Source organism: Dinoroseobacter sp. S124A, from assembly GCF_049801015.1.
In the GTDB taxonomy this organism is placed as follows: domain Bacteria; phylum Pseudomonadota; class Alphaproteobacteria; order Rhodobacterales; family Rhodobacteraceae; genus Dinoroseobacter.
Genome location: NZ_JBNAGD010000004.1, coordinates 475,874 through 495,942, shown reverse-complemented (window position 1 = coordinate 495,942; position 20,069 = coordinate 475,874). Strand labels below are relative to the sequence as shown.

The window sequence follows — 20,069 nt, the reverse complement described above, 5'->3', positions numbered from 1 at the left end:
CCTCCCATGCCCCTGCCCGACGATCTGGATCCCGCGACCCTCGCCGCCCATGGCGGTGGTGCCACCGATACGGCTTCGGCCGGGGTCGTGCCGCCGATCCAGCCCGCGACGACCTTTCTGCGCGATCCGAATTATGACCTCATCAACCCGGCGAATATCTATAGCCGCGATGACAGCGAGGCGCTCCGTGCGGTCGAGAGCCTGCTCGCGCGGCTGGAACAGGGGGAAGCGGCCCTCGCCTTCCCCTCGGGCATGGCGGCCACCGCGGCAGTGTTTCGCAGCTTGCCCGGCGGGGCCCGGGTGATCCTGCAATCGGGGATCTACTGGGGCACGACGAAATGGGTGCGCGATTTCTGCGCCCGGCGCGGGCTCTCCCTGCTGGAGGTGGATGCCGCCGACACACAAGCCCTGCAGGCCGCCTGCACGGCCCATGACCCGGATCTCGTCTTCGTGGAAACCCCGTCCAACCCCTGGCTTAAGACCGTGGATATCCGCGCCGCCGCCGAGGCCGCCCATGCCACGGGCGCGCGGTTGGTGGTGGACAGCACGGCCAGCACGCCGGTCCTGACACAGCCCCTGACGCTGGGGGCGGATCTCGTGATGCATTCGGCCACGAAGGGTATCAACGGGCATTCCGATGTGCTGGCCGGGGCGCTCGTCACCCGCGACCCGGAGCATCCCCAATGGCAGGCCATCGCCATGGACCGCCATGACGCGGGCGCGATCCTCGGCCCGTTCGAGGCCTGGCTGTTGCTGCGGGGCATGCGCACCCTGCCCCTGCGGGTGACGCGCATGAGCGCCAGCGCCTTGGATCTGGCCCAACGGCTCGCCACCGATGCACGCGTGACGGAGGTGTTCTATCCCGGTCTGCCCGGTCACCGGGGCCATGACATCGCCGTCGGCCAGATGCGCGGCGGCTTTGGTGGGCTCCTCTCCGTCCTCGTGCGTGGCAGCCGTCAGGACGCGCTGGACGTGGCGGGACGACTTCGCCTGTTCCAGCGCGCGACCTCGCTCGGCGGGGTCGAAAGCCTTGTGGAACACCGCCAGAGCATCGAGCCGGATACCGGCATCCCCGAAACCCTCCTCCGGCTCTCGGTGGGAATCGAAGCGCCCGAAGATCTGTGGCGCGATCTCGATCAGGCTTTGGGCTAAAGCACGAAAAATACGCGATGTAAGGGCTTACATGGGGGCTGGCGGGCCTGCGACAAACGTGCATACTTGGCACAAATGACAGAGAGCGGCGGACACCCGACCGCTCCGCCGGACCACCGCAGGCCGCCTTGGGAGGGGGGGCACCCGCATGAAAGTTGTGATCACCGAGTTCATGGACACGGACGCGCTGACAGGGTTCAGCGCCGGGATTGATGTGCGCTACGCACCCGAGCTGGTCGAGGACCGCGCGGCCCTCTTGGCTGCCGCCTCGGGGGCAGAGGCGCTGATTGTGCGCAACCGAACCCAGGTCGATGCCGAACTGCTGGCCGCGGCCCCCGGACTGCGCGTCGTGGGGCGGTTGGGCGTGGGGCTCGACAATATCGACATGGCCGGTTGCGCCGCGCGCGGGATCGCCGTGTACCCCGCGACCGGCGCCAATACGCGCTCGGTGGCAGAATACGTGATCGGAACGGCCTTCAGCCTGAGCCGCGGGGCCTATGCCGCGACCCCGGGGATGATCGCGGGCGACTGGCCCCGAGGCACGCTGGGCCAGGGGGGCGAGATCGCCGGGCGATCCCTGGGCCTGCTGGGTTTCGGCGCCATTGCCCAGGCGGTGGCGGGGCTGGCAGCCCCGCTGGGCCTGCGCGTCATGGCCGCTGATCCGCATCTGCCGCCGGACCATCCCGCCTGGCGGGACGTCCAGCGTCTCGCGCGAGAGACGCTGCTCCGGAAGGCGGATATCCTGAGCCTCCATGTGCCCCTGACGCCGGAAACCGCCGGTCTGCTGGATGCCGCCGCCCTGGCCAAGCTCAAGCCCGGGGCGATCTTGATCAACACCTCGCGCGGCGGGATCGTCGATGAGGACGCGCTCTGCAACGCCCTGCGCGCAGGTCATCTCGGGGGCGCGGCGCTCGATGTGTTCGCCGCCGAACCGCTGGACGCCAATGCCGGTGCGCGCTTTGCCGATGTGCCCAACCTGATCCTCACGCCCCATATCGCGGGGGTGACCGCCGAGGCGAATGTCCGCGTCAGCCGGATCACCGTCGAAAACGTGGACCGTGCCCTGACGGAGCCGGTGGCATGACGCCCCGCCCCGTGCGCGCCCCAGCTGAGGACAGACCCAAGGCCCCCTAACCCCATTGGTGGCACCCGGCAGATAAGCCGGGGCCGCAGCCCGGATCCGGGCACCCCAAAGATCACACAGAGGAGGAGAAACCCTATGATCTTCAAGACCTTCATGATGGCCGCCGCGATGACCGCGATGGCGGGCGTCGCCAGCGCCGAAGACTTCCCGAAATCCAGCGTCGACTATATCATCCCCTTCGGCCCCGGCGGCGAGAGCGACATCACCGCGCGCTTCCAGCAGCCCTTCTTCGAAAAGCTCTTTGGCGAGCAGCTGGTCGTGTCCTACCAGCCCGGTGGCGGTGGCGCTGTGGGCTGGTCCCAGCTCAACGGGATGGCCTCGGACGGCACCAAGATCATGGGCGTGAACCTGCCCCATATCGTGATCAAGCCGCAGCAGGGCGATGTGGGCTTCACCACCGAGGACATCACCTCGGTCTACTGGTTCCACTACACGCCGGATGCGATCGTGGTGAAGGCAGACAGCCCCTTCATGTCCCTGCAGGATCTGATCGATGACGCCAAAGCCAACCCGCGCAAGGTGATCTTCTCGGGCTCGGGCAAGGGCACGGCGAACCATCTCGCTCAGGTTCAGTTCGACAAGCTGGCGGGCATCGAGTCCACTTATGTGGCCTTCAAGGGCACGGGCGCATCTGTCACGGCCCTACTTGGCGATCAGGTCCGCGCGGCCTGGGGCTATACCACCGTGGGCGCGGCCCAGGGCGATGCGGTCCGTATGCTGGCCGTGGCCATGGAAGACCGTCACCCGGCCTTCCCGGATGTGCCGACCTTCCGCGAGCTGGGCTTTGACATGGTCTCGGGCGCCTATCGCGGCATCGCCGTGCCGAGCTCGGCCAGCGATGAGACCCGCATGCAGGTCTCGGAAGCCATTGCCGCGATCAACGCGGATGCGGACTTCCAGAAGCAGATGATCGATGGCGGCTTTGCCCTCGTGGATGTGGGCTATGGCCCGGACATGGATGCGTTCATGGCCGAGAAGGCCTCGGGCTATATCGATGCGGCCAAGGCGGCCGGCATCATCGAGTAACCGACACGCTGACTGACAGGCGCGCGCGAGGCTTCTTGCGCGCGCTTCCCTGTTGCGGTCCGGGCCACGCCATGCCCGGATCAGGAGACCCCGGATGCTCGAGTATATCGCGTCGGCGCTGACGCCCCTGAACCTGATGCTGGCCGTGTTCGGCGTGGCGGCGGGCACGATCATTGGCTCGATCCCGGGCCTGACGGCGACCATGGCCGTGGCGGTGCTGGTACCGCTGACCTTCACCATGTCCCCCGACAGCGCGCTGATCCTGATGGGGGCCATCTATACGGGCGCGATTTATGGCGGGGCCTATGCGGCGATCCTGCTGAACACGCCGGGCACGCCCTCGGCCATTGCCACCACCTTTGACGGCTATCCCATGGCCAAGCGCGGAGATGGAGACCTTGCGATATCCACCGCCTGCCTCGCTTCGGTCGTGGGCGGTCTGGTGGGGGCGCTGGCGCTTCTGCTGCTGTCGCCGCCCTTGGCCAAGGCCGCGCTGGCCTTTGGGCCGGTGGAGTATTTCTGGCTGGCGATCTTTGGCCTGTCGATGATCGCGGCCCTGTCCACCGGCGACTTCGTCAAGGGGATGATCGGCGCCTGTTTCGGCCTGCTGATTGCGATGATCGGCGTGTCGGAGACGAGCGCCGAGGTCCGGTTCACCTTTGGATCCAACACCTTGCTCGGCGGCATTGATACGGTCTCGGCCCTGATCGGACTCTACTGCATCCCAGTGCTGATCGATCTGGTGGCCACGCCGAACCGCCATCTGGCCGCCCCGGAACAGACCCGCGGCTTCCGCCTGCCCGAGGCGATCGGGACGCTGATGAAGAACAAGTTCAACGTGCTGCGCAGCTCGGTCATCGGCACGATGGTCGGCGCCCTGCCCGGGGCGGGCGGCTCCATCGCCGGGCTCGTGGCCTATTCCGAGGCCCGCCGGGTCGGCAAGGGCGAGGAGAAATACGGCGAGGGCAATCCCGGCGGCATCATCGCCACGGAATCCGCGAACAATGCCACCGTGGGCGGCGGGTTCATCCCGACCCTCGTGCTGGGCATTCCGGGCACTCCGCCCGATGCGGTGATCCTCGGCGCGCTTCTGGTGCAGGGAGTTAGGACGGGTCCGACGCTCTTCACCCAAGGGGCGGATATCGTCTACACCTTCATCTTCGGTCTGCTGCTGGCGACGATCCTGATGCTGCCCGTGGGGCTCTTGATCGGGCGGTTCGCCTACGGGGCCATCGTGCGCGCGCCCAAGGCGGCACTCGTGCCCATCGTAGCCTTCATGACCGTGATCGGCTCTTTCGCAATCCGCAACTCGGTCTCGGATATCGTGATCATGATCGTGCTCGGCGTGATCGGCTGGGTTGCCGCCAAGCGCGGCTTCTCCCCCTCGCCCATCGTGCTAGGCCTGATCCTCGGGCGGATCGCCGAGCAGGGCTTTGTCCAGAGCTGGACCATCGGCGATGCGATTGGTGATTTGCCGGGACAGTTCTTTGGCCGGCCCCTGTCGATGGTGATCATCGCGCTGACGCTGGTGAGCTTCCTCTATCCGTTCTGGCCCCGGATCCGCAGCGTCCTGAGCCGCCGTCCGGGCCGTCCGTCCGAGGCGCTGCCCCCGGCAAGCCGCGCCGCCATCACCCGCGACCTGATCTCCTTTGCCGTGTTCGGCGCGGTGGCCCTGATCGTGATCGTGCAGTCGGCGGGGCTCAACCAGGATGCGGCGGTCTTCCCGCGCACCATCGCCATCGGCATGCTCTGCCTGACGATCCTTGCGGTCGTGCAGCTGATCGCGACGCGGCAGGTGACCGAGACCCCGGTCGAGGGCACGCGCACCCGAATGGTCGCGGTGCCGCTTTTGATGCTGGGTGCGGTGGCGCTGATCCCGCTTCTCGGGTTCGAGCTTGCGGCGGTCCTGCTGGGGGCCGCGCTGATTATCCCCGCCCAGCATGACGCCTTCACGCCCAAGGGCTGGGCCTTGCTGCTGGCCGGGGTGGTGGGCACGATCCTGGCGGTGACGCTGCTCTTTGGGCAGGTGCTGAACGTGCCGCTGCCCTGAGACCCGGGTCAGGCGGCGCGCGGAAAGATGCGCCGCCAAACCCATGAAAAAGCAGGCCTCCGGTCGATCCGGATGATATACCCCCTACATCAGGGGAACATGTTTTGCGGGAGGGGCAGAATGACAGAGGCAGACCGACCATGGACCGCGTTCTACGGACCTGACATGCGGGCCGAGATCGACACGCCCGCTTACCGCACCGTGGGCGACATGATCAGCGCGGTGTCGCACAGTTTCGGGGCCGCGCCCGCCTTCACCACCTGCCTGCCCAATGGCATGAACGGCACGCTCAGCTTTCGCGAAGTGGACGAGATGTCCGACGTCTTTGCGGTCTATCTGCGCGAGGTGGCCGGGCTCAACGAGGGCGACCGGGTGGCGGTGCAGATGCCCAACGGGCTGAGCTTTCCCATCGCCGCCTTCGGGATCCTGAAGGCGGGCTGTGTGCTGGTGAATGTCAATCCGCTCTACACCGCCGAGGAAATGGCCCGCCAGTTCGCCGATGCCGAGCCCCATGCGCTGGTCATCGTGGACATGTTCGCCGACAAGATCCCTGAGGCGACCCGGGGCCATCCGATCCCGAACATCATCGTCACCCGGGTGGCGGAGTTCCTGCCCGCCCTGCCCCGCGGGATCGTCGGGCTGGTGCAGAAATACTGGGACCGGTCCGTGAAGCCCGTGGAGGTCCCCCATATCCGCCTGCCCGATGCCCTGCAGGTCGGGCGGCTCCATGCGGATGCGGAAAAGATCGCGGTGGACAGCTATCGCCAGTCGGTATCCCCCGAGGATGTCGCCTGCCTGCAATATACCGGCGGGACCACGGGGGTTTCGAAGGGCGCGATGCTGACCCATGCCAACCTGATCCTGAACATGGAACAGGTGATGGAGCTGATCGAGGGGATGGAAAAGGGCAAGGAGGTCGCGCTGACCGCTCTGCCGATGTACCATATCTTTGCCTTCACGGTGAACCTGCTGGGCTTCTACTGGCTGGGCGCGCGGAACATCCTGATCCCCTCGCCGCGGCCGCTGGCGAACCTCAAACGCGCCTTCGAGAACTACAAGATCACCTGGATGAGCGGGGTGAACACGCTCTTCAACGGGTTGATGAACGAGGTCTGGTTCAGCGACAGCCCGCCCAAACACCTGAAATTCGCCTCCGCCGGGGGCATGGCGCTGCAATCCTCCGTGGCCGAGCGCTGGCAGGAGGTGACCGGGGCGCAGGTGTTGCAGGGCTATGGCCTGACCGAGACCTCGCCGGTGCTGACCTTCGAGCCCCTGAACAAGACGCGGCCAGGCTCCATCGGGGTGCCTCTGCCCTCGACGGAGCTCGCCTGCCTCGACGAAGAGGGTATGCCCGTGGCCCAGGGCGCGCGCGGCGAGATCGCCGCCAGGGGTCCGCAGGTCATGGCCGGCTACTGGCAGAAACCCGAGGAGACCGCGAAGGTCATGAAGAACGGCTGGTTCCTGACCGGGGATATCGGCGTGATGGACGAGGATGGCTATTTCCATATCGTGGATCGCAAGAAGGACATGGTCGTCGTCTCGGGCTTCAACGTCTATCCAAACGAGATCGAGGATTGCCTCGCCACCCATCCGGGCGTGGATGAGGTCGCGGTGATCGGCGTGCCGGATGCAGGCACCGGCGAGGCGGTGAAGGCCTTTGTGGTCAAGCGCGACCCCGGCCTGACCGAGGCGGAGCTGCGGACCCATTGCAAGGCGCATCTGACCGCCTACAAGGTGCCCAAGCGGGTGGCCTTCCGCGATGAGCTGCCGAAATCCAATGTGGGCAAGATCCTGCGGAAAGACCTGCGCGCCGAGGACCTCGCGCAGACAGGGGAGGTCTGAGCATGGTCGGAGCCTTTGAACAGGCGCTGCTGGCGCTGATGATCTTCGTCATCATGCTGGGCATGGGCGCATCGCTCACCCCGCGTGACTTCTACCTCGCCCTGCGGCGGCCTTACGGGCTCGCGATCGGGGTGATCTCGCAATACGGGTTCATGCCCTTTATCGGGTTTCTGCTGGCCACCCTGCTGACCGTGCCGGAGACGATTGCCATCGGCATTCTGATCATGGCCTGCATGCCCGGGGGCACGACCTCGAACATCTTCACCTATTTCTCCAAGGGCAACCTCGCGCTCTCGGTGCTGATGACGGTGACCTCGACGGTGACCGGGGTGATCATGATCCCGCTGGTGCTGGTCCTTTATGCCACGGCGCTGGATCTGAGCATTCCGCGCGAGAACATCATCGTGACGCTGGTCTTGCTGCTGGTGCCCGTGGGGATCGGGATGGTCCTGCGCAAGATGAATGCCAATGTGGGGGCCGTGACCGAGTTCTTCGGCTCGGCGCTCGCGCTCTTCTTCATCGCGTTTCTGATGGTGAGCTGGATCCCCCGGAACTGGCAATTCCTGCTCGAGACCTCTGGCGCGACCTATCTGGCGGCAATCGGGCTCGGGGCGGTGGGGATCACCATCGGCTACGGGTTTGCCCGGGCGCTGAAGCTCCATCCGCGCAATGCGCGCACCGTGGGGCTTGAGACCGGGATCCAGAACGGCCCGCTCGCCGTGGCGATCATCGTCTTCACCTTCGAGGGCACCGAGGCCCAGGCGGTGATGGCGGTGCCGGTGCTCTACTCGCTCTTCATCATCATCGTGGCCAGCGTCGTGACGATGATCTTCCGCCGCGCCAATACCGCCGCCGAACAGAAGATGCCCGACAGCCTGCTCTAGCGGCCCGGTCCGGGTCCCGTTTGCGTCGTCTCTAACTTGCGCAGGGCGCGCGCCTCGTGTCTGCTGCTGGCACAGCAGATAGGAGCGCGCCCATGTCAGACCTCGCATCACGGATAGCTCAGGGGCGCGGCGATGCGCCTGCGGATCTGGTCCTGCGCGGGGGACAGGTGCTCGATCTGGTGACCGGGGACCTGATTCCGGGCGATGTGGCGATCTGCGGCGACCGCATCGTCGGCACCGGCGCCGACTATGAGGGGCGCGAGGTGGTGGATGTCAGCGGGCTGACCCTCGTGCCCGGCTTCATCGACACCCATCTGCATATTGAAAGCTCGCTGGTCACCCCATTCGAGTTCGACCGCTGCGTGACCCCGCGCGGGGTCACCACGGCGATCTGCGACCCCCATGAGATTGCCAATGTGATCGGCCCGGACGGCATCCGCTATTTCCAAGAGGCCAGCGAACGCACGGTGCTCGACATCAAGGTGCAGCTCAGCTCCTGCGTGCCCTCCACCGAAATGGAAACCGCCGGCGCCCGGATCGAGGCCGAAGATCTCGCCCCCCTGCGCGGGCATCCCTCCGGGATCGGTCTAGCCGAGTTCATGAACTATCCCGGCGTGATCTACCGCGATGCAGGTGTGATGGCCAAGCTGGAGGCGTTTGAAGGGGGCCATATCGACGGGCATTGCCCGCTCCTGTCGGGCAAGGACCTGAACGCCTATGTGGCCGCCGGGATCCGCACCGAGCATGAGGCGACCAGCGCCGAGGAGGCGCGCGAGAAGCTGCAAAAGGGGATGCGGGTCCTGATCCGCGAAGGCTCTGTCAGCAAGGATCTCGAGGCCCTCGCCCCGCTCCTGACCGAGCGGACCGCGCCCTATATGTGCCTGTGCACCGATGACCGCAATCCGCTCGACATCGCCGAGCATGGGCATCTGGACTATATGATCCGGACGCTGATCGCCCGGGGCGTGCCGCCGCTCGCGGTCTATCGCGCGGCGTCTTTGTCGGCGGCAGAGGCGTTCGGGCTCAAGGATCGCGGGCTGATCGCGCCGGGCCTGCGCGCCGATATCGTAGCTCTGCCCTCGCTGGAGGATTGCCGGGCAGAGCTCGTGTTCTGCGGCGGGGTGCGGGTGGATGCGGACGCCTTCGCCGCACGAAAGGAAATCCCGGCCGTGGGCCGTGCTTCGGTCCATGCGCCGCGTGTCACCGCCGAGGCGTTCCGCGCCGGGGGCAACCGCGAAGAGACCGATGTGATCGGGATCCTCGAGGGCAAGATTCTGACCGAGCATCTGCGCGAGGTGATCCCGATCCGCGATGGCGACAAGCTGCCCGATACCGCGCGCGACCTGATGCGGATCGCGGTGGTGGAGCGGCACGGCAAGAACGGTAACATCGCCACCGGGTTCGTCCGCGGTTTCGGGCTGCAGAAAGGGGCGATTGCCTCGACAGTCTGCCATGACCACCACAATATCGTCTGCGTCGGGGCCGATTACGCCGACCTCGCCCATGCCACAAACCGGGTGGCCGAGATCGAGGGCGGGTTCGTGGTGGTCGCCGGGGGCGAGGTGCTGGCCGAGCTTGCCCTGCCCGTGGCCGGTCTGATGAGCGAGGCCCCCTTCGAGGAGGTGCGCGATGCGTTGGTAAGCTTGCGCGCAGCGGCCCGCAGCCTTGGCGTCACGCTGGAGGAGCCGTTCCTGCAGCTGGCCTTCCTGGCACTGCCAGTGATCCCGGCGCTGAAGATCACCGATCGCGGAATGGTCGACGTCACCCGGTTCGAGATCATCGCGTGAGGTGGCGCGCCCGGCCAGAGGCCGGACGCGCGGACGCGCTTCACTTCGTAGGGCGTGCCTGTCATAGCTGTAGGTGGTCGTGCCCGGTCTAAGCGGCGCGCGTCCGCGAGGTCCCGGAACGGGACCGCGCCATGGCCCGTCAGGGCAAAATCACCTTGCCGCAAGCGACGGTTTCGGCGCGTCGTGAAACGCCTCCCACCGCAGCGCGCCCGCATAGCGCTCGGCGATGGCGCCGCTCTCATCCATCCGCAGGAGCTTCAGCCAGCCATTGTCAAACAGCGCCTGCACCCCCGGATGCCGCGCGAGTATCTCCGTGATCGCCTCTGCCGGCGCGTCCACCACAACGCTCAGCCGCAGCGGGTCATGCACGAAGGCGGCTCCATCATGGACCGACTGCCGTGACAGCCCCACCCGCAACGCACCGCTGGCCCCATCCAGCACACCCATTCCGCCCGTCACGTTATGGACCTGCTTGGTGCCGCTGCCGAACACCTCTGGCGCCACGACCGAGCCGTAATATTGCAGGCTGATCCAGCTCGCCACGACGACCGGCGCGGTCAGGATCAGCTCCAGCACGCCGAAGCCTTCGTCCTGCCGCCAGTCATAGCTGTGCAGAAACACCCGCCCGTCGAGCCGTGCGCGCGCCGTCTTGCCCCGGGGCGCCACCACAAAGGCCTTGCACCCGGCCAAGCCCCATTCCGGGCGCGTCTCGGCCCAGTCCAGGGCCCGCCGGGCGATCGCACCCTCCGACGCCGCACCGGGAAGCGTCGCGAGCCGCTCCGCCCGCGCGAGCGCCCCAGCCCCCCTGCACCAGCCCTCGACCTGAGCCAGAACAGCAGCCGCCCCGGCGCGCTGCGCCTCGGTGAGGTCGTCGAGATAAAGCGTCACGCTGTCCTGCGCCGTATCGTGCAGCGCGGCGAGAAACACCGTATCCTGCGGCACGACGATCCCGGTGTCGGCCAAACCTGTCCGCACCTCGGGCTGGTTCAGCACGTCCGCCAGAAGCCGCGCATTCACATCGCCGCTATACCCACCACAGGCCCCGCATTGCAGCGCGCTGCCATGGGCGTTGTTGGTCACATGCGCGCCATGCCCCGCGATCAGCACCACTTGCGCGAAGTTCTCCCGCAGGGACATCGCCCCGAGGATCGTCGCCGCCGCCTCGATCTGCGCGGCAAGCGGCAGGGGCGGGTCGAGCACCGGCTTGGCTGCGACCTGCGCCTCCTGACCGAGCCCCAGCGTGTCGCGCACGAGCTTGCCTGCGTAAAGCGGCCCCGTCGCTTCAACGAAGGCGAAGGACGACACGGCCGCCTGCCGGAACCGCCCCCAGGCCCGCTTGGCGCGCCCCGCGATCCGGGCCCCGGCATGATCGCCCTCAGCCCGGCTCTCGAGCCCCGGCGTCAGCAGAACGGGCAACCGCGCCTCGGCGCCGCAGATCCCGGCGGGGGTATGGGCGACAGTGAGGCCAAAGAACCCGGCAAAGCCCAGGGTCTCGACCTCGGGAGACTGGCTCTCCAGCGCCCGCCGCATCACCTCGGAGCGCACGTCGATGCAAAAGGCCGCCTGAAGCGTCGGCCGTACCGTTTCGGTCTGCGCGGGCGCGGCACCGAGCGTCTCCGCGAGGGCCCGCTGGGCGCTGCGCTCAGCAGCCTCCTGCAGGATCGCGTCGATCTCGTCGTCCCGGGACGGGGTGATCGGGGCCGCATAAGCCGCTCTGGCCGCATCCCAGCCCTCGCCAAGCCCGGGGCGATGGGCGAGCAGCACCGCATCCCAGGCTGCCCGGATCGCCAGAAGCTCAGGCAGGCTGGTCTCAGCCTCCCCGGCCAGCTCGGCCTGCCAGAGCCGGTAGCGCGCCGCCTGCGCCCACCCGCCGAGCGACATCAGCAACCGGTGGCTGTAGAGCGGCGCGGCCGCCTCGGTGATCCCCAGCTCGGCAAGGGCCCAGGCCAAGGCCCCCTCGGCGCTCTCAGGCAGGGCCGCGAAACTGGCGCGGATCCCCGGCAGGCCGGACAGTTCCGGCTGCAGGTCATGGCAGGCAAACTGCCGCCAGTTGGCATAGGCCCCCTCCGCAGGTTGCGCCGACCAGAGCGCTTGCCCCTGATCGAAATACCCCGCAGCCCAGGCCCCGATCCGTGCCTCGGCCAGCCCCTGCCCCTCCAGCGCCGACACCGTCGGCAGAGCCGCGGGCGCCGGGCGCTCCTGCTTTGCGGCTGCGAGAACCTCCGCCACGTTATGCGTCGCCCCGCAGCCTGTCAGGGCTGCGGCGATGTCGGCGGCGGTGATCTCCCCCCGCGCGATGCGGTTCGCAAAAGAGGGCCGCGATGCGGTCACGGCGCAACCTGCCACGCGCGACAAAAGGGCGGCGGTCTCAGGCAATCCTGTTTCGCTTTGCCCGAGAAACGGGTTCACCGCCACCGTCGCGGCCAAGGGGAAGGCGGGCGGGATTGCCCGGATCGCGGTTTCGGTCAGGGAAGAGATCTGCTCTGCGCTCAGAGCGGGAACGGCATGGGTCATGGGAAGTGTCCTTGAATGTCTGAGAGAGGAGAGATCAGGCCGCAGCACGCCGCAGCAGCCGGTCGAGGATCGCCGTGGCATAGAGGCCGTTGGACAAATGCACCCGCATCGCCCGCGCCACCGGATGGTGCGACCAGCGCGGCAGCAGGGTCTGGGCCACCGCGACCAGCGTGAAGCTGATCAGCGCCAGCGCGATCACCGCCCAGGTTGCGGCCCCCGGTGCAGGCGGCACCGGCAGATGCCCGCGCGCCAGTGCCTCAGCCGCCCCCTGCAGGGCGAGATAGGCCACAGTCGCGGCGGCCGAGAACCCGGCCAGCCGCAGGGCCAGCGCCCGGGGCGCGCCACCGGCCATGCCCTGGGCGATCAGATAGGCGATGCCGAGGATCAGGATCATCCCGAGCGCCAGCGCCTGCGGGGCCTTGTCCAGCGCACCGAAGAGCACCACTCCCAGCCCGTAGATCGTCAGCGCCAGCGCAAAGGCCCCCGCCACGACCCGGGCGTCGGGCAGTGCCACAGGGCCGGCTCCGCGCGCCTCGGTCACCGCCGCCACCGCCGTGCCGGAATTGAGAAGCGCGTGGGCCTTGTAGAGCGCATGGGCCACGATATGCAGCAGCGCCAGCGGGAAGAGCGCGAGGCCGATCTGCAGCATCAGGAACCCCATCTGGGACACGGTCGACCAGGCCAGCGCCGTCTTGATCGCGGGCTGGGTCAGCATCACCAGCGCCCCCACCAGAGCCGAGGCCCCGCCGATCAGGGCCAGCACCGCAAGGCCCCCCGGGGCGAGAACCAGCAGGTCGGCAAAGATCAGAAGCCACACGCCGCCCGCATTCACGATCCCCGCATGGAGCAGCGCCGAAAACGGTGTCGGCGCCTCCATGGCCTCAGTCAGCCAGCCGCTCAGCGGGAAGAGCGCGCTGGCCGTGATGGCCGCAAGGATCAGTGCTGCGACGCTCCAGCCGAGCGTGTCCGGCGCGATCCCGGCCTCGGCGGCTGCCGCGATGCCCGCGATCGAGACCGTGCCATAGCCGCTTGCAAACCCGGCCAGCGCAAGGCCCAGCGCCACAGAGGCGATGCCCGCGCTCAGCAGGTATTTCCGCGCCGCCGCCCGGGCCATGGGCCGCTCCGGGTATGTCAGGAACAGCCGGTAGACACAGGCCGCCAGAGCGATCCAGGCCAGCCAGAGGACGACGACATGCGCCGCAAGCACCATGGTCAGCACCGCCGCCAGCGCGAGGGAAATCCAGCCCATGAAGGGCGCGCCCTCGGGCTCGTCCCGCAGGGAAACACTGGAAAAGGACAGAACCACCCAGCCCAGTCCGGCCACCAGCGGGACCATCACCGCGCTGACCAGATCGAGCCGCGCGAACCCGCCCTCGGGCAGTCCGACGATCGCAGAGGTCAGAGCGACCAGCAGGCCCAGTCCCCCGGCCAGAGCGGAGATCGGGCGGGTCTGGCCACGCACAAGGTCCGGCTGACGCAACAGCGCCACGCCGAGACCGGCCAGAGCAAGGGGAACGAGCAAGGCAAGCAAGGTGAGCAACATGGGGGATCCTCGACAGGTTAACGGTGTTGACGAGGAAGTAGGGCCTGCGCATCATGAAATAAAATTCATTGTTCGCATGAAACCGTTCGCTTAAAACGAATGAATGGCGGATCTCAACTACAATCACCTGCGCTATTTCTGGGCCGTGGCCCATGACGGAAACCTCACGCGTACGGCGGCGCGCCTGAACCTGTCGCAATCCGCGCTCTCGGTGCAGATCCGCAAGCTGGAGGACCGGATGGGCCACGCCCTGTTCGAGCGGCGGGGCAGGCAGCTTCTGCTGACCGAGGCCGGGCGGATCACGCTGGATCATGCGGACACGATCTTTGCCACGGGTGATGACCTGCTTGCGACCCTGCAGGAGACCGGCGAAGCACGTCAGATCCTGCGGGTGGGGGCGCAGTCGACGCTCTCGCGGAACTTCCAGATCGCGTTTCTCGACCCTGTCCTGCACCGCGAGGATGTGGAGGTGATCCTCCGCTCGGGGGGTGTCGAAGAGCTCTTTCGCGGACTCGACGCGCTGGCCCATGACGTGGTGCTGACGAACCAGCCGCCCCTGCGCGATGCCGGGACGGCCTATCGCGCCCAAGAGCTTGGCGCCCAGCGTGTCAGCCTGATCGGCACGCCCGCACGCGGGGGCGATGCCGGGGACAGCGTGGCCGATCATCTTGCCCGGCATCCGGTGATCCTGCCCCTGCCCTCCAGTCTGATCCGGGTCGCCTTTGACGCGCTGAGCGCGCGGCTCGGCGTGGCGATCCGCATCGCGGCAGAGGTCGATGATATGGCGATGCTGCGCCTTCTGGCGCGGCAGGATCTGGGTCTCGCGGTCCTGCCGCCGATTGTCGTGCGCGACGAGTTGCAATCTGGCGAACTGGTCGAGCTTGCCCCCCTGCCCGAGATCCGGGAGAGCTTCTATGCGGTGACGCGCCCGCGACGCTTCCCCAACCCGCTGCTGGCGGATCTGCTGGCCCAGAGCCCGTTGCCGGACCTGCCTGCCGAGACGTGATCGGCGCGGCCCCGCCGGCAGGTCAGACCGCATCCGAAAACCACCCTCGCGCGCCGGATCACACGAGCGGCTTTTTCAGAAGCAGAACATCGCCCGTGTAATAGGGCGGGCTCGGATGCAGGCGCACGGGTTCTGACGCCACGAAGCCGTAGCCCATCCGCTCGTAGAGCCGGACAGCACCGGTATTCTGGCCATAGACCTGAATGCTCATGGCGGGCAGACCCCGCGCCTTGGCGAGCCCCTCGGCGGCATGCAGAAGCCGGGTGCCGAGCCCCGTGCCGCGCGCCGCCTCGAACACCGCCAAGGCGTTGATATACCAGGTCCCGACCGAGTGTTTCTCGAGCGCGATAAAGGGGGCAATCGGCGCGGGCAGATCCTCCGGATCCTCCTCCGGGGCCTCGGTGATCGCATAGCTCAACACCATGCCAAGCGGCGCCCCGTCCTCGTCGGCGACCAGCGCATTTGTGTAGGAAAACCCGCCCGCCGGACGCCTCGCCCGTTCGGTGCCGATCTCCAGCGGGGTCTGCCCCTCGGTACAGGCCCGGGTCCAGAGCCAGTTGGGGATCCCCTCCCCGGCGATGTCGATGAGCTGCGCGAGCGCCGGGGCGTCGTCGGGCACCGCCGGGCGGATCAGGGGGAGTATCGGGTCGGTCATGGCGCATGTCCTTTCTGGCCAAATGTGATCCTCGCGCGATGCTATCGCCGTTGCGATCACGGTATCATCCTGCCGGGACGGACCCGCCCCAGTGCAAGGCGGGTCCGTTTGTCGAGGCGATGTTCTAGTCCACCGCGTCCTGCGAGACGGGTCTGTAGAGCGCCTCATGGATCTCGGTCGATGCTCCGGCGGGTGCGGCGGCGTCATCCCATCCCGCATCGGCGATCCGAAAGGTGATGTTCACGGTCATTTGCTCGCTGAACCCTAGGAGCGTTTGCACCATGCCTGCCGCTCCTGCGGCAACAGTCCCGGTCGCGCCGGTGATCGGGCGCAGGTTTTCAACACCCGTATCGACGATCTCGGTGCCTTGGGTCACGATGGTCTCGCCCCCTTCGAAAGCAAAGACCTGTCGGCTGATGATCCACACGCCGCTCGTGGCATTGGCCCCCTCGCCCACGAAGTATCCGTCGCAGGTCCACTGGCCGAGCACCAGATCCGGAAAGGCCGGGCGACCATCGGGCAGCACGCCGGCCGTCTCTGCCTCCAGCGTTCCGGCGGGATAGATATAGCCCTGGCTGATGAAGGCGTTGCCATGGGCGGGCATGCCATTTTCGTGCAGGGGCGCGTCGGCCATGAAGATGCGCGTGTGATCCTCGGCCACGTCAAAGGCCCTGGGGGCCTCGGCCTGCGCGATGCTGCCCAGCGCGAGGGTGAGGGCAGCGGCGGTGAATAGGGTCTTCATCATGGGAATGTCCTTTTTGATCATGATATTGGGTTGGGGTTTCAGGCGGCGCTCAGGGCCGGGTCATGCCCGGCGATGCAGCCGAGATGGCGATGATCCGTGCCGCAGCAGCCCCCGATCACGCGGAGATGGGGCAACCGCGCGACCAGGGCGGCGCTGAGCTGGCCCAGCTCCACCGGATCGCCGTCATCCAGCGTCTCGGCGGCATCAAGCTCAGCATGGCTCAGGCGCGATGCGTTGGCGCGCAGCCCGCCGATCCGCCCGATCCAGTCCGCGCGCGGGTCGAGCACATGGCGAAAATGGTCGGGATGCGCACAGTTGATCATGTAGTAAAGCGGCCGGGTCCCGCTGGATGCGTCGACCTCGGCGATGGCCTCACCCAGGGGCTGGCCCGAGGGCAGGTGCCCGTCGGTTTCGAGAGTGAAGGCGATCACGACGGGGATGTCGATCTCGCCTGCCGCCTGCGCGATGCCAATCGCCTCGTCCGCATGGGTGAGGGTCATGGCGCTGATCAGATCGACACCCGCCTTGCCCAGCGCATGGATCTGCGGTGCATGGATCAGCAGCGCGTCCTGACGCGCGATCTGCGTATCGGGCGCATAGGCATCGCCCGCCGGCCCCACGAGCCCGTTGATCAGGACCGGGCAACTATCGGTCTCATGGGCCGCGCGCAGGGCCGAGACAAAGGCGACCGCCCGCGCATTCGTCTCCATCACCTGCCCGAGGCTCTGGCCCAGCGGCCCGGCCCAGGCCGTGCCCGCCCGCCAGGTCGGCGCGTCGAGGATGAACCCGCGCCCGGCTGCCTTGGCGATCCCGATGAAGCGCTCGAAATACGCGGTCAGGTCAGCGCGCCCCTGGGCCGTGTCCAGCAGCACTGCCGCCGAGAAACAGGGCAGCTCATAGCCCTTGTCGAAGATCATGTAGGTCTCCAACCCGCCATCCGTCAGGAAGAAGCGGCGCGCCTCGTTAAGTTGTTGAATTCGCATGACTGCTATCCTTCTCCGTTGATGCGGCAGGACTAGCCCGGGACCGGCTCTGACAGATAGTTGCCGCGTGGTCCGGTTGCCTGAAACGAATTTTCGTTGTAATTTCAGTGGCTCAGCGGCCTGCATCCGCCCTGCCTCTGCGCGCGCGGGCCGTCAACTGGACTCGCAGTACAGTCAGGATCGAAGGATGGATCAGAAAACCGATACACGGAGCAGAATCCTCGACATCGCCGAGGCCGCCGTGCTCGAGAAAGGTTTCGAGGCCACCTCCATCGACGAGATCGTCGCCGGGGCCGGAATTTCGCGCGGGGGGTTCTTTTACCATTTCAAGGACAAGAACGCTTTGGCCCGCGCCATGCTCGAACGCTATATCGAGGTCGAGAACGCGCTTTATGACGATCTTTTCGCCCGGGCGCGCGAGCTGAATGACGATCCGCTGCACTGCATGCTGATCGGGCTGAAACTGCTGGCCGAGATGCTCGCGGAGATGCCCACGGGGCATCCGGGCTGCGTGATCGCCTCGACCGCCTATCAGGACCGGCTGTTTGATGCGGGGGTGCGCGACCTCAACCGGCAGGCCATTCTGGGCTGGCGCAAACGGTTCCGGGGGATGTTCGAGGAGATTGCCGAGGTCTATACCCCGCGCGAGCCGGTGAATATGGATGCGCTGGGGGATATGGTGTCAGGCGTGGTCGAGGGCGGTCTTGTGCTGCAGCGCGCCTTGCGGGAACACAACAATGCCTCTGAGCAGATCATGTTGTTCCGCACCTATCTGAAACTTCTCTTCGCCCCGACCTAGCACCGCCGGGCGAACCCCGGCCTTTCGCGCGGGGGCGTCCCGGCCATCGGGCGACGGGGCGGCGAGGGAAAACGCCGGAAGGGGACAGGTTCTGGGCGGTTGCGCTGAGTAGCGTCCCCGCTGCGCATGACTTGTGGGTGCCATGTCGGGACAGCGCCCCAGCGTCAGTTCAGGACTGAGATCGCCCGCAAACGCGCCTTAGCGAAATCGACAAAGCTGCGGATCTTGGCCGGGGCGCGGCGCCCCTCGAGATGCACGAGATGAATGGGCAACGGCTCGGGCTCGAACGCCTCGAGCACGGTCTGCAGCGTTCCCGCCTGCAGGTCCGGCCCGATCTGATAGGACAGCACCCGGGTCAGGCCCCACCCCTCCCGCGCGATGGCGATGGCGGCGGCGGCACTGCTGACCGTGAGCCGGGGGCGCACGCGCACCGTCTGCGGGGTCTGGCTACCAAACCGCCATTCGCTGACCGGCGTGACCGGCGCGGCGGCGGCGATCTGATGTGCGGCGAGATCCGCCGGGCTGCGGGGCACACCATGGCGGGCAAGATAGTCGGGCGATCCGCAGACCACGCGCCGCACGCTACCCACCCGCACCGCCGAGAGCCCAGAGGACGGCAAAGGCCCGATACGGACCGCCACGTCGAACCCTTCTTCGATCATGTTCACGATCCGGTCGACCATCAGGACCTGCGCACTGACATCCGGGTAAGTGTCGAGAAACTCGGTCAGCACGGGCGCCACATAGATCCGGCCAAACTCGTTCGAGCATGTGATCCGCAGGGTACCCACCGGGGTGAGGGCCGCGCCAGCGGCCGCATCATCGGCGGCCTGCAGCTGCGCCAGGACGTGGCGCGCATCCTCGAGATAGGCCTTGCCCAGCTCGGTCAGGCGCACCTTCCGCGTGGTGCGCGAAAAGAGCCGCGCGCCCAACCTCTCCTCAAGCGCGTTGACCCCGCGGGTGGCCGAAGGCGCGCTGAGCCCAAGGCTGCGCGCGCCCCCGGCGAAGCTCTCGGCTTCGGCGACAGCGATAAAGACTTCGAGGCTTTGAAGGCGGTCCATAGCAGCAAATTATCATCACAATGCGAAATAATCTATTTTGAAATTCTCATATTCATTTGCCAATCAGATCAATCTAGTTTCAGCGCAGAGGCCAGAACAGCCTCGTTCACACCTCCAAGACACCGCCGCGACGCAGGAAGGCGGCCCCCTCCGGGAGTGCCCCAAGCGCGACCGGAGGACCCCACACACGCTGTGCCCCCGGCACGGCGCAGCACGCCCCATGCCTGGTTCAGGACGAAAGGACAGTTCCGATGACCGATCCCGTGAAACTCTACCGCAACCCGAAATCCGGCCATTGCCACCGGGTCGAGCTGATGTTGGCCCTGCTGGGCGTCGCCTATGAGACCATCGATCTCGACATGATGAACGGTGCGCACAAGGCGCCGGACTACCTGAAACTCAGCCCCCTCGGGCAGGTCCCCGCGATCGACGACAATGGCACGATCCTGTCGGATTCCAACGCGATCCTGACCTATCTCGTTCACCGCTATGGCGATGCTGCAACATGGACCGGGTCGACCCCGGTAGAAAAGGCCGAAATCCAGCGCTGGCTGTCGATTGCCGCGGGCGAGATCGCCTCGGGACCGGCAGCGGCCCGTCTGGCCAACGTGTTCGGCGCGCCTCTGGATCGAGAGGCGGCGATGGCGAAGGCGCACAAGCTCTTTGCCGTGATGGACGCCGTGCTCGGGCGTCAGCCGTTTCTGGCAGCCCAGCGCCCGACCCTCGCGGATATCGCGGCCTATAGCTACGTGGCCCACGCGCCGGAGGGGGGCGTGTCGCTGGCAGGCTATCCCAATATCGTCGCCTGGATCGGCCGGATCGAGGCACTGCCGGGGTTCATCCCCATGGCCAGATCACCGATCCCGAGCGCGGCCTGA

General features: G+C 67.1%; 16 protein-coding genes. 10 read left to right on the top strand and 6 right to left on the bottom strand.

Annotation, left to right across the window (positions count from 1 at the left end; genetic code table 11):
- Positions 1 to 6 precede the first annotated feature (6 nt).
- The 7 genes from ACP15I_RS12805 (at position 7) to ade (ending at position 9,885) form a co-directional block, all read left to right on the top strand.
- The gene (locus ACP15I_RS12805) at positions 7 to 1,152 is read left to right on the top strand and encodes a trans-sulfuration enzyme family protein (protein WP_424975395.1); all 1,146 of its coding nucleotides are present in this window, start codon (positions 7 to 9) and stop codon (positions 1,150 to 1,152) included.
- A gap of 148 nt (positions 1,153 to 1,300) precedes the next feature.
- Entirely contained in the window at positions 1,301 to 2,236 is a 936-nt protein-coding gene (locus tag ACP15I_RS12800) for a hydroxyacid dehydrogenase (RefSeq protein WP_424975394.1), read from the top strand.
- Positions 2,237 to 2,371: 135 nt separating this feature from the next.
- Positions 2,372 to 3,322, top strand: a complete 951-nt coding sequence (locus ACP15I_RS12795; RefSeq protein ID WP_424968506.1) for a tripartite tricarboxylate transporter substrate binding protein — start codon at positions 2,372 to 2,374, stop codon at positions 3,320 to 3,322.
- Between the two features lie 94 nt (positions 3,323 to 3,416).
- The gene (locus ACP15I_RS12790; protein ID WP_424975393.1) at positions 3,417 to 5,372 is read left to right on the top strand and encodes a tripartite tricarboxylate transporter permease; all 1,956 of its coding nucleotides are present in this window, start codon (positions 3,417 to 3,419) and stop codon (positions 5,370 to 5,372) included.
- A 120-nt stretch (positions 5,373 to 5,492) separates the two neighbouring features.
- Positions 5,493 to 7,214, top strand: a complete 1,722-nt coding sequence (locus ACP15I_RS12785; protein WP_424975392.1) for an AMP-binding protein — start codon at positions 5,493 to 5,495, stop codon at positions 7,212 to 7,214.
- A 2-nt stretch (positions 7,215 to 7,216) separates the two neighbouring features.
- A complete protein-coding gene (locus ACP15I_RS12780) occupies positions 7,217 to 8,098 on the top strand; it encodes a bile acid:sodium symporter family protein (RefSeq protein WP_424968503.1) in 882 nt (293 codons plus the stop codon).
- Between the two features lie 92 nt (positions 8,099 to 8,190).
- The gene (gene ade, locus ACP15I_RS12775) at positions 8,191 to 9,885 is read left to right on the top strand and encodes an adenine deaminase (RefSeq protein WP_424975391.1); all 1,695 of its coding nucleotides are present in this window, start codon (positions 8,191 to 8,193) and stop codon (positions 9,883 to 9,885) included.
- A gap of 150 nt (positions 9,886 to 10,035) precedes the next feature.
- Here the strand turns inward: ade and ACP15I_RS12770 are convergent, their stop codons facing one another.
- Positions 10,036 to 12,399 carry a YbcC family protein gene (locus tag ACP15I_RS12770; protein ID WP_424975390.1) on the bottom strand — a complete coding sequence of 788 codons (2,364 nt, stop codon included), beginning with the start codon at positions 12,397 to 12,399 and terminating at the stop codon, positions 10,036 to 10,038.
- A gap of 34 nt (positions 12,400 to 12,433) precedes the next feature.
- A complete protein-coding gene (locus ACP15I_RS12765; RefSeq protein ID WP_424975389.1) occupies positions 12,434 to 13,942 on the bottom strand; it encodes a proton-conducting transporter membrane subunit in 1,509 nt (502 codons plus the stop codon).
- Between the two features lie 103 nt (positions 13,943 to 14,045).
- Between ACP15I_RS12765 and ACP15I_RS12760 the strand changes: the two genes are divergently transcribed.
- The gene (locus tag ACP15I_RS12760; protein ID WP_424968499.1) at positions 14,046 to 14,948 is read left to right on the top strand and encodes a LysR family transcriptional regulator; all 903 of its coding nucleotides are present in this window, start codon (positions 14,046 to 14,048) and stop codon (positions 14,946 to 14,948) included.
- 58 nt (positions 14,949 to 15,006) lie between these two features.
- Here ACP15I_RS12760 and ACP15I_RS12755 read toward each other — a convergent pair whose 3' ends face one another.
- From ACP15I_RS12755 to ACP15I_RS12745, 3 genes are all read right to left on the bottom strand, one after another.
- Positions 15,007 to 15,603 carry a GNAT family N-acetyltransferase gene (locus ACP15I_RS12755; RefSeq protein ID WP_424975388.1) on the bottom strand — a complete coding sequence of 199 codons (597 nt, stop codon included), beginning with the start codon at positions 15,601 to 15,603 and terminating at the stop codon, positions 15,007 to 15,009.
- Positions 15,604 to 15,727: 124 nt separating this feature from the next.
- Positions 15,728 to 16,348, bottom strand: coding sequence for a hypothetical protein (locus ACP15I_RS12750; RefSeq protein WP_424975387.1), 621 nt, complete (start codon positions 16,346 to 16,348; stop codon positions 15,728 to 15,730).
- Positions 16,349 to 16,386: 38 nt separating this feature from the next.
- Entirely contained in the window at positions 16,387 to 17,331 is a 945-nt protein-coding gene (locus ACP15I_RS12745) for a homocysteine S-methyltransferase family protein (protein ID WP_424975386.1), read from the bottom strand.
- Positions 17,332 to 17,518: 187 nt separating this feature from the next.
- On the opposite strand from ACP15I_RS12745, the gene ACP15I_RS12740 reads away from it, so the two are divergent.
- Positions 17,519 to 18,130: a TetR/AcrR family transcriptional regulator gene (locus ACP15I_RS12740; RefSeq protein ID WP_424968495.1), complete on the top strand. Its 612-nt coding sequence runs from the start codon at positions 17,519 to 17,521 to the stop codon at positions 18,128 to 18,130.
- Positions 18,131 to 18,294: 164 nt separating this feature from the next.
- Here the strand turns inward: ACP15I_RS12740 and ACP15I_RS12735 are convergent, their stop codons facing one another.
- On the bottom strand, positions 18,295 to 19,191 hold the full coding sequence (locus ACP15I_RS12735; RefSeq protein WP_424975385.1) for a LysR family transcriptional regulator: 897 nt from the start codon (positions 19,189 to 19,191) through the stop codon (positions 18,295 to 18,297).
- Between the two features lie 251 nt (positions 19,192 to 19,442).
- Between ACP15I_RS12735 and ACP15I_RS12730 the strand changes: the two genes are divergently transcribed.
- A complete protein-coding gene (locus tag ACP15I_RS12730; protein WP_424975384.1) occupies positions 19,443 to 20,069 on the top strand; it encodes a glutathione S-transferase family protein in 627 nt (208 codons plus the stop codon).